The organism is Dactylosporangium sp. NPDC005572, assembly GCF_040605515.1.
In the GTDB taxonomy this organism is placed as follows: domain Bacteria; phylum Actinomycetota; class Actinomycetes; order Mycobacteriales; family Micromonosporaceae; genus Dactylosporangium.
The window spans coordinates 8,627-19,173 of record NZ_JBEXCY010000126.1 but is presented as its reverse complement, the minus strand read 5'-3'; the positions used below and the strand labels follow the sequence as shown (position 1 = coordinate 19,173).

Sequence of the window (10,547 nt, the reverse complement as noted above, 5' to 3'; positions counted from 1 at the left end):
CGGCGCGGCGGCCGGCGCGGCGGCCGGCAGCGCGGAGACCGGCAGCGGGAAGATCTGGACCCGGGTCGGCGCCGCCATCGAACGCCGGCCGCGGGCCGTCTGGATCGGCACCGCGCTCGTCCTCGGCGCCATGGCGCTCGGCGTGCCGGCGCTCAAGGCCGACGGCCTGGCGGTCGCCGACCAGTTCACCGGGAAGCCGCCGACGGTCGTGGGGGAGGAGATCCAGGCCCGGCACTTCCCGGCCGGCGCCGGCGACCCCGTCTACGTCGTCGCGGACGCGGCGGCGGCGGAGCAGGTGCGCTCCGCGCTGTCGGCCGTGCCCGGCATCGCCGGCGTGGCGCCGCCGCTGGTCAGGGACGGCGAGGCGCTGCTGCTCGCCGAGCTGACGGACGATCCCAGCAGTACCGCGGCGATGGACGCCGTCGAACGGGCCCGCGCCGCCGTGCACCGGATCGCCGGGGCGGACGCGCAGGTCGGCGGCACCACGGCCGTCATGCTCGACACGCGGCTCGCCGCCGCGCGGGACTCCCGCGTCATCATCCCGATCGTCCTGGTGACGGTGTTCGGCATCCTCGCGCTGCTGCTGCGGGCGGTCGTCGCCCCGCTGCTGCTCATGGCGACGGTGGTCCTGTCGTTCGCGGCCGCCCTCGGCGTCAGCGGCCTGGTGTTCACCCACGTGTTCCACTTCGGCGGCGCGGAGGCGTCGTTCCCGCTGCTGACGTTCGTGTTCCTGGTCGCGCTGGGCATCGACTACAACATCTTCCTGGTGACCCGGGTGCGTGAGGAGGCGCTGCGGCACGGTACCCGCCGCGGCGCGCTGACCGGCCTGTCGGCGACGGGCGGCGTCATCACGTCGGCCGGGCTGGTCCTCGCCGGCACGTTCGCGGCGATGGGGTCGCTGCCGCTGGTGTTCGCGGCGGAGCTCGGCTTCGCGGTGGCGTTCGGCGTCCTGCTGGACACCCTCGTGGTCCGCTCGGTCCTCGTCACCGCCCTGACCCTGGACGTGGACCGCTGGATGTGGTGGCCGGCGAGGCTGCCCTCACCGGGTGAGGTAGGCGAGCACCGCGAGGACGCGGCGGTGGGTGTCGTCGGAGTCCACCAGGCCTAGCTTCTGGAAGATGGCCCGCATATGGGTCTCGACGGTCCGCTCGGCCACGACGAGCCGCGCGGCGAGCGCCGCGTTCGACCAGCCCTCGGCCACCAGGCCGAGCACCTCCCGCTCGCGGGCGGTGAGCGCGGCGAGCCCGTCGTCCCGCAGCAGCGCCCCCACCAGCGCCGGGTCGAGCGCGGAGCCGCCCGCGCCGACCCGGCGCACCGCGTCGAGGAAGTCGTCGACGTGCAGCACCCGGTCCTTCAGCAGGTACCCGAACGCGCCCGTCGGCACCAGCTCCACCGCGTGCTGGCGCACCACGTGCTGCGACAGCAGCAGGATCGGCAGCGCCGGGTGCTCGGCCCGCAGCTGCCGGGCGGCCCGGGCGCCGTCGTCGGTCATCTGCGGCGGCATCCGCACGTCGACGACGATGAGGTCGGGCCGCTCCCGCCGGACCGCGTCGACGAGCGCGTCCGCGTCGCCGACCGCGGCGGCGATCTCGTGCCCCGCCTCCGACAGCAGCCGGGTCAGGCCCTCGCGGAACAGCACCGAGTCCTCGGCGACGACGATGCGCACGGCTACACCCCGGCCCGGACGAACGCCCGCACGAGCGTGCCGGCCCCGGCCGGGCTCACGATCTCGATCCGGCCGCCGAGCGCCGCGACCCGGTCGCCGAGCGCGGTCAGCCCGAACCCGGCGACCGCCCCGCCCCGCCCGTCGTCGTCGACCTCGACGTGCAGCTGCGCCGCGACCGGCCGGACCGTCACCCCGATCCGGGTCGCCCCGGCGTGCTTGAGCGCGTTGGCGAGGCACTCGGCGATCACGTAGTACGCCGTGGTGGCGGCCGCCTCGCTGACGTCCGCGTCGTCGACCCGCACGTCGACCGGGACGGGGGAGTCGCGCACCAGGTCGCCGACCGCGGCCGCGAGGCCCTCGTCGAGCCGGCTGGGGCGCATGCCGTGGGCGATCCGGCGCAGCTCGGCGACGGTCGCCTCCAGCCCGCCGACCGCCGCGTCCAGCTCCGCGTGGACCGGCCCGTCCGGCGCGAGGGTCCGCTGTACCGACCGCAGCCGCATGCCGACCGCGAGGATCCGCTGCTGCGCGCCGTCGTGCAGGTCGCGCTCGAGCCGCTGCCGCTCCTCGGTGACCGCCTCCACCAGCCGCGCCCGGCTCGTCCGCGCGTCCTGCAGCGCCTGCCGCAGCTCGATGCGCAGCCGGCTCACCTCGATCGGCAGCCGCGCCTCGACCGCGAGCTCCCGGGCCTGCCGCCGCCGGCGCGCGGTCGACCGGCCCAGCACGAGCGCTCCGACCTCGGCGTCCCGTGCCGCCAGTGGCAGCAGGTTCTCCAGTGGTACCTCCACCGCCGCACCGGCGAGGTCGACGTAACCGCCGGTGCCGGGCAGCCGCAGCAGCACCCGCAGCGCCGGGTCACCGAGGCCGGCCCGCAGCGCGGCCTCCACCTCCTCCGGCTGGGCCCGCCCGTCCCGCACCGCGCCGACGAACCGCCGGATCGACGCCACCATCACGGTCCGCTCCCGGTCGAGCAGCCGCCCGGCGGCGGCGTGCACCCGCCGGTGCAGCGGCAGCAGCGCCAGGGCGGTGACGAACGCGGCCGCCGTGATGCCGACCCGGTCGTCGGCCCGCGCGCTGACCTGCGCGACGCCGAGCACCACGAGCGCGAACACCCCGGCCGACACGAGCGACGTGACGAGCCACGACACCGTCCCGCTCAGCAGCCGGTCGACGTCGAGCAGGTCGTGGCGCAGAATCGCGATCGCGACGGCCGCCGGCACGAGCAGCACCATCGCGGCGACGAAGCCGGTGTACGCCACCGCGATCGGTGCGCCGGCGAACTCGGCCACCCACCCCGCGGCGAGCAGCACCGGCACCGAGCCCGCGCCGAGCATCAGCCACCGCAGCTGCACCCGGGTGAGGTCGTCGCCGCCGCGGTACCGCGTGACGAGCGCGGCCACGGCCGCGCCCAGCACCGCCAGCAGCACGAGCCCGGCCACGACGTCGAGCACCCGGAACGCGGCGATGCCCAGCGGCAGCGGCGCCGTGCCGGGCAGCGGCCCGCCGCGGTCGGCGTACCCCAGCGGCTCCAGGCCGATGACGGCGATCACCAGCGCCGCCGCGCCCAGGAACGCCCACGGCACGGCCCGCCAGCGCCGCCCGGGCAGCGGGCCGGTCGGGAACACCAGGCACAGCGCCACGAACCCGGCGAAGTTGAGCACCCAGCCCCCGCCACCGAGGTACGCGCCGAGCAGCGCCCCGGGCAGCGGGTGCGCCGTCGCGTAGCTCGCGCCCCAGTCCTCCAGCGCCCACGTGAGCGCCGGCGCCGCACCGAGCCCGGCCAGCGCCGGCCCGGCCGGGCTCGCCGGCCGCCGCCACCCCACCAGCAGCCCGAGCAGGACCGTCGGCGACAGCGCGACGAGCGCCCGCGCCGCCGCGTCCGGCGGCGAGACGGCGAACTGCAGCGCCACGCCCGCGGCGTACGCGAGCACGGCCACCGCGAGCCAGCGCCGGACGGTCACGCCGACCATGCTGCCGTACCGCCCGCGCCGGCCGCATCCGTGCCAGCACACAGACGCGGGACCGGCGCTGGCACGGATGGCGGGCGGCCGCCCGGCGACCACGCTGTACACCATGGAACTCATCGCCATGGTCCTCGTGCCGTTCCCGGTCGGCTTCCTCGTCCGCAACCGGCTGGCGGCCTTCGTCACCTACGTCGCCGTGCACGGCTTCGTGTTCACGGCCCAGACCCTGAACCTGCTCGTCGAGTGGGTGGGCGGCTCGACCGAGGCGTTCGGCGCGTACCCGGACGCGTCGGACCCGGAGGTGCTCGCCTACCTCGTGGTGAACGCGGTGATCTTCGCCGCCGGGCTGGGCCTGGTCTGGCTGGGCCATCGCCTGGGCGCCCGCCGCCGCGCCCGGTCGGCCGCCCCGGTGGCCCTGGAGTCCTAGAACCCCGGTCAGGCCTCCCGCTCGAAGATCAGGTCGAAGTCCTTGCGCCAGGTGTCGCCACCGTCCTGCGACGCGTCCCATCGCCCCTCGATGCGGTCCGCCGTGACGGTGGCGACGAACCGCTGGTGGAAGTCGGGGTCCTCGCGCAGCATGACCCACTCGCCGCCGGTGAACGTCGTACGGTACAGCCGCGACATCGGCCGCGGGTCGTGGTACAGGGCGAGGAGCTGTTCGTCGGAGTCGCTGCGGCCGAACACGAAGTGCCACGCGGGCTCGCCGTTGAGGCCGGCGTCGAACTCGACGAAGGCCTCCCCGAGCCACCGCCCGACGGCCCGCCCGTGCCGGCGGACCTCCCGCGAGCCCAGGAACCAGGCATCGGTCAGCGTGACCCGCCACTGCCCGACCAGGACGTCGAGCGCCTCCATCGCCGGATTCCGCACCGCGTCGCCTCCCGGATCAGCCGGCCCCGAGCAGGGGCTGCCCGTGCCCGAAGCACGTGACCGCGGCGCCGAGCCCGGCCAGCCGCCGGAACGACGCCGCCGTCCCCTCGGGGTCGGCGTTGAACACACCCACCATCACCGTACCGTCCGGCGCCCGCGCCACCGTGTCGCCGGTGAACAGGATCCCCGGCCCGGGAAGGTGGTAGGCGACGCTGCCGGGCGTGTGGCCGGGCACGGCGAGGCACACGGCGCCCACCCCGCCGCCGAGGTCGAGCTCGTCGCCGTCGTCGACCTCGCGATGCACCGGCGCCGGCGGTACCGCCGCATCGGCCATCTGCGCGTGGACCTCGTCCCACAGCCGCCGCTCCCAGCCCGCCAGCACCGGCGGCGCCCCGGCCGCCGCCCCGCGGATCACCGGTGCGTCGAGCCGGTGCGCGACGACCTGCACGTCGCCCCACCCGGCGACCTCGGCCGCCGACCCGGCATGGTCCTCGTGCCAGTGCGTCAGCAGTACCCGCCGCACGTCCTGCCGCCGGTACCCGAGCCCGGCGACGACCCGCTCGATGGCCGGCCCGGACCCGGGCACGCCGGTGTCGACGAGCGTCAGCCCGTCCGGGCCGTGCCACAGGTAGACCTGCCCGACCGGGAACCCCAGCATCACCAGCTGCGGATGCAGCGTCACGACGTCCATGCCCGGACGCTACGAGCCCGGCCGGCCGGCGGGCAGGGCTGTGCGCTGTGGGCGGATCCGCCCACAGCGCACAGCCCTGCCCGCCGGCCGGCCGGGCTCGTAGCGTCCGGGCATGGACGTCGTGACGCTGCATCCGCAGCTGGTGATGCTGGGGTTCCCGGTCGGGCAGGTCTACCTGTGGCACGGCCCGGACGGGCTGACGCTCGTCGACACCGGCGTGCCCGGGTCCGGGCCGGCCATCGAGCGGGTCGTCGCCGGGCTCGGGTACCGGCGGCAGGACGTGCGGCGGGTACTGCTGACGCACTGGCACGAGGACCATGCCGGGTCGGCGGCCGAGGTCGCCGGGTGGGGCGACGTGCAGGTCGTCGCGCACCGGCTCGACGCACCGGTGATCCGCGGGGCGGCGGCCGGGGCGCCGCCGGTGCTGGCGGGCTGGGAGCGGCGGCTGTGGGACGAGGTCCACGCGCAGATGGCCGATGCGGCGGTACCGCCGGCGCCGGTGCATCGCGAGGTCGACGACGGCGACGAGCTCGACCTCGGCGGCGGGGTGGGCGCCGTGTGCCTCGCCGTGCCCGGCCACACGCCCGGCAGCGTCGCCTACCACCTTCCCGGGCCGGGGATCCTGTTCACCGGCGACACGGTGGCGCGGGCGCCGGACGGTACGGTGATGGTGGGTGTGTTCAACGCCGACCCCGAGGGGACGGCGGCGTCGTTCCGGCGGCTGGCCGGGCTCGGCGCCGCGGTCACGTGCTTCGGGCACGGGCAGCCCCTGCTCGGGGCCGGCTGATCCGGGAGGCGACGCGGTGCGGAATCCGGCGATGGAGGCGCTCGACGTCCTGGTCGGGCAGTGGCGGGTCACGCTGACCGATGCCTGGTTCCTGGGCTCGCGGGAGGTCCGCCGGCACGGGCGGGCCGTCGGGCGGTGGCTCGGGGAGGCCTTCGTCGAGTTCGACGCCGGCCTCAACGGCGAGCCCGCGTGGCACTTCGTGTTCGGCCGCAGCGACTCCGACGAACAGCTCCTCGCCCTGTACCACGACCCGCGGCCGATGTCGCGGCTGTACCGTACGACGTTCACCGGCGGCGAGTGGGTCATGCTGCGCGAGGACCCCGACTTCCACCAGCGGTTCGTCGCCACCGTCACGGCGGACCGCATCGAGGGGCGATGGGACGCGTCGCAGGACGGTGGCGACACCTGGCGCAAGGACTTCGACCTGATCTTCGAGCGGGAGGCCTGACCGGGGTTCTAGGACTCCAGGGCCACCGGGGCGGCCGACCGGGCGCGGCGGCGGGCGCCCAGGCGATGGCCCAGCCAGACCAGGCCCAGCCCGGCGGCGAAGATCACCGCGTTCACCACGAGGTAGGCGAGCACCTCCGGGTCCGACGCGTCCGGGTACGCGCCGAACGCCTCGGTCGAGCCGCCCACCCACTCGACGAGCAGGTTCAGGGTCTGGGCCGTGAACACGAAGCCGTGCACGGCGACGTAGGTGACGAAGGCCGCCAGCCGGTTGCGGACGAGGAAGCCGACCGGGAACGGCACGAGGACCATGGCGATGAGTTCCATGGTGTACAGCGTGGTCGCCGGGCGGCCGCCCGCCATCCGTGCCAGCGCCGGTCCCGCGTCTGTGTGCTGGCACGGATGCGGCCGGCGCGGGCGGTACGGCAGCATGGTCGGCGTGACCGTCCGGCGCTGGCTCGCGGTGGCCGTGCTCGCGTACGCCGCGGGCGTGGCGCTGCAGTTCGCCGTCTCGCCGCCGGACGCGGCGGCGCGGGCGCTCGTCGCGCTGTCGCCGACGGTCCTGCTCGGGCTGCTGGTGGGGTGGCGGCGGCCGGCGAGCCCGGCCGGGCCGGCGCTGGCCGGGCTCGGTGCGGCGCCGGCGCTCACGTGGGCGCTGGAGGACTGGGGCGCGAGCTACGCGACGGCGCACCCGCTGCCCGGGGCGCTGCTCGGCGCGTACCTCGGTGGCGGGGGCTGGGTGCTCAACTTCGCCGGGTTCGTGGCGCTGTGCCTGGTGTTCCCGACCGGCCCGCTGCCCGGGCGGCGCTGGCGGGCCGTGCCGTGGGCGTTCCTGGGCGCGGCGGCGCTGGTGATCGCCGTCATCGGCCTGGAGCCGCTGGGGTACGCCGACCGCGGCGGGCCGCTGCCCGGCACGGCGCCGCTGCCGCTGGGCATCGCCGCGTTCCGGGTGCTCGACGTCGTGGCCGGGCTCGTGCTGCTGGCGGTGCTGGGCGCGGCCGTGGCCGCGCTCGTCACGCGGTACCGCGGCGGCGACGACCTCACCCGGGTGCAGCTGCGGTGGCTGATGCTCGGCGCGGGCTCGGTGCCGGTGCTGCTCGCCGCGGGGTGGGTGGCCGAGTTCGCCGGCGCACCGATCGCGGTGGCGTACACCGGCTTCGTCGCCGCGATGGTGCTGCTCGTGCCGGCGGCCGTCGCGATCGCGATTCTGCGCCACGACCTGCTCGACGTCGACCGGCTGCTGAGCGGGACGGTGTCGTGGCTCGTCACGTCGCTCGTGTCGGCCGGGGTGTTCGCGCTCGTGGTGCTCGGCGTCGCGCAGGTCAGCGCGCGGGCCGACGACCGGGTCGGCATCACGGCGGCCGCGTTCGTCACCGCCCTGGCGCTGCTGCCGCTGCACCGGCGGGTGCACGCCGCCGCCGGGCGGCTGCTCGACCGGGAGCGGACCGTGATGGTGGCGTCGATCCGGCGGTTCGTCGGCGCGGTGCGGGACGGGCGGGCCCAGCCGGAGGAGGTGGAGGCCGCGCTGCGGGCCGGCCTCGGTGACCCGGCGCTGCGGGTGCTGCTGCGGCTGCCCGGCACCGGCGGTTACGTCGACCTCGCCGGTGCGGCGGTGGAGGTACCACTGGAGAACCTGCTGCCACTGGCGGCACGGGACGCCGAGGTCGGAGCGCTCGTGCTGGGCCGGTCGACCGCGCGCCGGCGGCGGCAGGCCCGGGAGCTCGCGGTCGAGGCGCGGCTGCCGATCGAGGTGAGCCGGCTGCGCATCGAGCTGCGGCAGGCGCTGCAGGACGCGCGGACGAGCCGGGCGCGGCTGGTGGAGGCGGTCACCGAGGAGCGGCAGCGGCTCGAGCGCGACCTGCACGACGGCGCGCAGCAGCGGATCCTCGCGGTCGGCATGCGGCTGCGGTCGGTACAGCGGACCCTCGCGCCGGACGGGCCGGTCCACGCGGAGCTGGACGCGGCGGTCGGCGGGCTGGAGGCGACCGTCGCCGAGCTGCGCCGGATCGCCCACGGCATGCGCCCCAGCCGGCTCGACGAGGGCCTCGCGGCCGCGGTCGGCGACCTGGTGCGCGACTCCCCCGTCCCGGTCGACGTGCGGGTCGACGACGCGGACGTCAGCGAGGCGGCCGCCACCACGGCGTACTACGTGATCGCCGAGTGCCTCGCCAACGCGCTCAAGCACGCCGGGGCGACCCGGATCGGGGTGACGGTCCGGCCGGTCGCGGCGCAGCTGCACGTCGAGGTCGACGACGACGGGCGGGGCGGGGCGGTCGCCGGGTTCGGGCTGACCGCGCTCGGCGACCGGGTCGCGGCGCTCGGCGGCCGGATCGAGATCGTGAGCCCGGCCGGGGCCGGCACGCTCGTGCGGGCGTTCGTCCGGGCCGGGGTGTAGCCGTGCGCATCGTCGTCGCCGAGGACTCGGTGCTGTTCCGCGAGGGCCTGACCCGGCTGCTGTCGGAGGCGGGGCACGAGATCGCCGCCGCGGTCGGCGACGCGGACGCGCTCGTCGACGCGGTCCGGCGGGAGCGGCCCGACCTCATCGTCGTCGACGTGCGGATGCCGCCGCAGATGACCGACGACGGCGCCCGGGCCGCCCGGCAGCTGCGGGCCGAGCACCCGGCGCTGCCGATCCTGCTGCTGTCGCAGCACGTGGTGCGCCAGCACGCGGTGGAGCTGGTGCCGACGGGCGCGTTCGGGTACCTGCTGAAGGACCGGGTGCTGCACGTCGACGACTTCCTCGACGCGGTGCGCCGGGTCGGCGCGGGCGGCTCCGCGCTCGACCCGGCGCTGGTGGGGGCGCTGCTGCGGGACGACGGGCTCGCCGCGCTCACCGCCCGCGAGCGGGAGGTGCTCGGCCTGGTGGCCGAGGGCTGGTCGAACGCGGCGCTCGCCGCGCGGCTCGTCGTGGCCGAGCGGACCGTCGAGACCCATATGCGGGCCATCTTCCAGAAGCTAGGCCTGGTGGACTCCGACGACACCCACCGCCGCGTCCTCGCGGTGCTCGCCTACCTCACCCGGTGAGGGCAGCCTCGCCGGCCACCACATCCAGCGGTCCACGTCCAGGGTCAGGGCGGTGACGAGGACCGAGCGGACCACGAGGGTGTCCAGCAGGACGCCGAACGCCACCGCGAAGCCGAGCTCCGCCGCGAACACCAGCGGCAGCGACCCCATCGCCGCGAACGTGCCGGCGAGGACCAGCCCGGCCGACGTGATGACGCCGCCCGTCGCCGACAGGCCGGTCAGCGCGCCGCGGCGGGTACCGTGCCGCAGCGCCTCCTCACGCACCCGGGTCACCAGGAAGATGTTGTAGTCGATGCCCAGCGCGACCAGGAACACGAACGTCAGCAGCGGGAACGACGCCTCCGCGCCGCCGAAGTGGAACACGTGGGTGAACACCAGGCCGCTGACGCCGAGGGCGGCCGCGAACGACAGGACCACCGTCGCCATGAGCAGCAGCGGGGCGACGACCGCCCGCAGCAGCAGCGCGAGGATGCCGAACACCGTCACCAGGACGATCGGGATGATGACGCGGGAGTCCCGCGCGGCGGCGAGCCGCGTGTCGAGCATGACGGCCGTGGTGCCGCCGACCTGCGCGTCCGCCCCGGCGATCCGGTGCACGGCGGCGCGGGCCCGTTCGACGGCGTCCATCGCCGCGGTACTGCTGGGATCGTCCGTCAGCTCGGCGAGCAGCAGCGCCTCGCCGTCCCTGACCAGCGGCGGCGCCACGCCGGCGATGCCGGGCACGGCCGACAGCGCGGAGCGCACCTGCTCCGCCGCCGCCGCGTCCGCGACGACGTAGACGGGGTCGCCGGCGCCGGCCGGGAAGTGCCGGGCCTGGATCTCCTCCCCCACGACCGTCGGCGGCTTCCCGGTGAACTGGTCGGCGACCGCCAGGCCGTCGGCCTTGAGCGCCGGCACGCCGAGCGCCATGGCGCCGAGGACGAGCGCGGTGCCGATCCAGACGGCCCGCGGCCGGCGTTCGATGGCGGCGCCGACCCGGGTCCAGATCTTCCCGCTGCCGGTCTCCGCGCTGCCGGCCGCCGCGCCGGCCGCCGCGCCGGCCGTCGTGTCGGCCGTCGTGTCGGCCGTCGTGTCGGCCGTCGTGTCGGCCGTCGTGTCGGCCGT

At 76.4% G+C, this 10,547-nt stretch carries 12 protein-coding genes; 6 read left to right on the top strand and 6 right to left on the bottom strand.

Features of this window, described 5'->3' with window-relative positions:
• Positions 1-1,108: MMPL family transporter (locus tag ABZS66_RS40470; RefSeq protein WP_354767365.1), on the top strand; the 1,108-nt coding region annotated here is incomplete at its 5' end.
• Here ABZS66_RS40470 and ABZS66_RS40465 read toward each other — a convergent pair.
• Positions 1,040-1,666, bottom strand: a complete 627-nt coding sequence (locus ABZS66_RS40465; RefSeq protein ID WP_354767355.1) for a response regulator transcription factor — start codon at positions 1,664-1,666, stop codon at positions 1,040-1,042. The genes ABZS66_RS40470 and ABZS66_RS40465 overlap by 69 nt on opposite strands.
• Before the next feature lie 2 nt (positions 1,667-1,668).
• On the bottom strand, positions 1,669-3,624 hold the full coding sequence (locus ABZS66_RS40460) for a histidine kinase (protein ID WP_354767357.1): 1,956 nt from the start codon (positions 3,622-3,624) through the stop codon (positions 1,669-1,671).
• 112 nt (positions 3,625-3,736) lie between these two features.
• Between ABZS66_RS40460 and ABZS66_RS40455 the strand changes: the two genes are divergently transcribed.
• Complete coding sequence (locus ABZS66_RS40455; RefSeq protein ID WP_354767359.1) at positions 3,737-4,054, top strand: hypothetical protein; 318 nt, start codon at positions 3,737-3,739, stop codon at positions 4,052-4,054.
• A gap of 8 nt (positions 4,055-4,062) precedes the next feature.
• Here ABZS66_RS40455 and ABZS66_RS40450 read toward each other — a convergent pair whose 3' ends face one another.
• Both ABZS66_RS40450 and ABZS66_RS40445 read right to left on the bottom strand, forming a co-directional pair.
• The gene (locus ABZS66_RS40450; protein WP_354767361.1) at positions 4,063-4,494 is read right to left on the bottom strand and encodes a hypothetical protein; all 432 of its coding nucleotides are present in this window, start codon (positions 4,492-4,494) and stop codon (positions 4,063-4,065) included.
• 16 nt (positions 4,495-4,510) lie between these two features.
• Entirely contained in the window at positions 4,511-5,185 is a 675-nt protein-coding gene (locus ABZS66_RS40445) for an MBL fold metallo-hydrolase (RefSeq protein WP_354767363.1), read from the bottom strand.
• A 112-nt stretch (positions 5,186-5,297) separates the two neighbouring features.
• Between ABZS66_RS40445 and ABZS66_RS40440 the strand changes: the two genes are divergently transcribed.
• Complete coding sequence (locus ABZS66_RS40440) at positions 5,298-5,972, top strand: MBL fold metallo-hydrolase (RefSeq protein ID WP_354767363.1); 675 nt, start codon at positions 5,298-5,300, stop codon at positions 5,970-5,972.
• A 16-nt stretch (positions 5,973-5,988) separates the two neighbouring features.
• Entirely contained in the window at positions 5,989-6,420 is a 432-nt protein-coding gene (locus ABZS66_RS40435) for a hypothetical protein (protein WP_354767361.1), read from the top strand.
• 8 nt (positions 6,421-6,428) lie between these two features.
• On the opposite strand, the gene ABZS66_RS40430 is transcribed toward ABZS66_RS40435, so the two are convergent.
• Positions 6,429-6,746, bottom strand: coding sequence for a hypothetical protein (locus ABZS66_RS40430; RefSeq protein WP_354767359.1), 318 nt, complete (start codon positions 6,744-6,746; stop codon positions 6,429-6,431).
• Between the two features lie 112 nt (positions 6,747-6,858).
• On the opposite strand from ABZS66_RS40430, the gene ABZS66_RS40425 reads away from it, so the two are divergent.
• Entirely contained in the window at positions 6,859-8,814 is a 1,956-nt protein-coding gene (locus ABZS66_RS40425; protein WP_354767357.1) for a histidine kinase, read from the top strand.
• Between the two features lie 2 nt (positions 8,815-8,816).
• Positions 8,817-9,443, top strand: coding sequence for a response regulator transcription factor (locus ABZS66_RS40420; protein ID WP_354767355.1), 627 nt, complete (start codon positions 8,817-8,819; stop codon positions 9,441-9,443).
• Here the strand turns inward: ABZS66_RS40420 and ABZS66_RS40415 are convergent.
• Positions 9,375-10,547, bottom strand: a 1,173-nt coding sequence (locus tag ABZS66_RS40415; RefSeq protein ID WP_354767353.1) for an MMPL family transporter, incomplete at its 5' end; no start/stop codon positions are given. The genes ABZS66_RS40420 and ABZS66_RS40415 overlap by 69 nt on opposite strands.

Coding starts and splice junctions, on each gene's coding strand:
- ABZS66_RS40455 (WP_354767359.1), top strand. CDS start 3,737: ATGGAACTCATCGCCATGGTCCTCGTGCCGTTCCCGGTCGGCTTCCTC.
- ABZS66_RS40445 (WP_354767363.1), bottom strand. CDS start 5,185: ATGGACGTCGTGACGCTGCATCCGCAGCTGGTGATGCTGGGGTTCCCG.
- ABZS66_RS40440 (WP_354767363.1), top strand. CDS start 5,298: ATGGACGTCGTGACGCTGCATCCGCAGCTGGTGATGCTGGGGTTCCCG.
- ABZS66_RS40430 (WP_354767359.1), bottom strand. CDS start 6,746: ATGGAACTCATCGCCATGGTCCTCGTGCCGTTCCCGGTCGGCTTCCTC.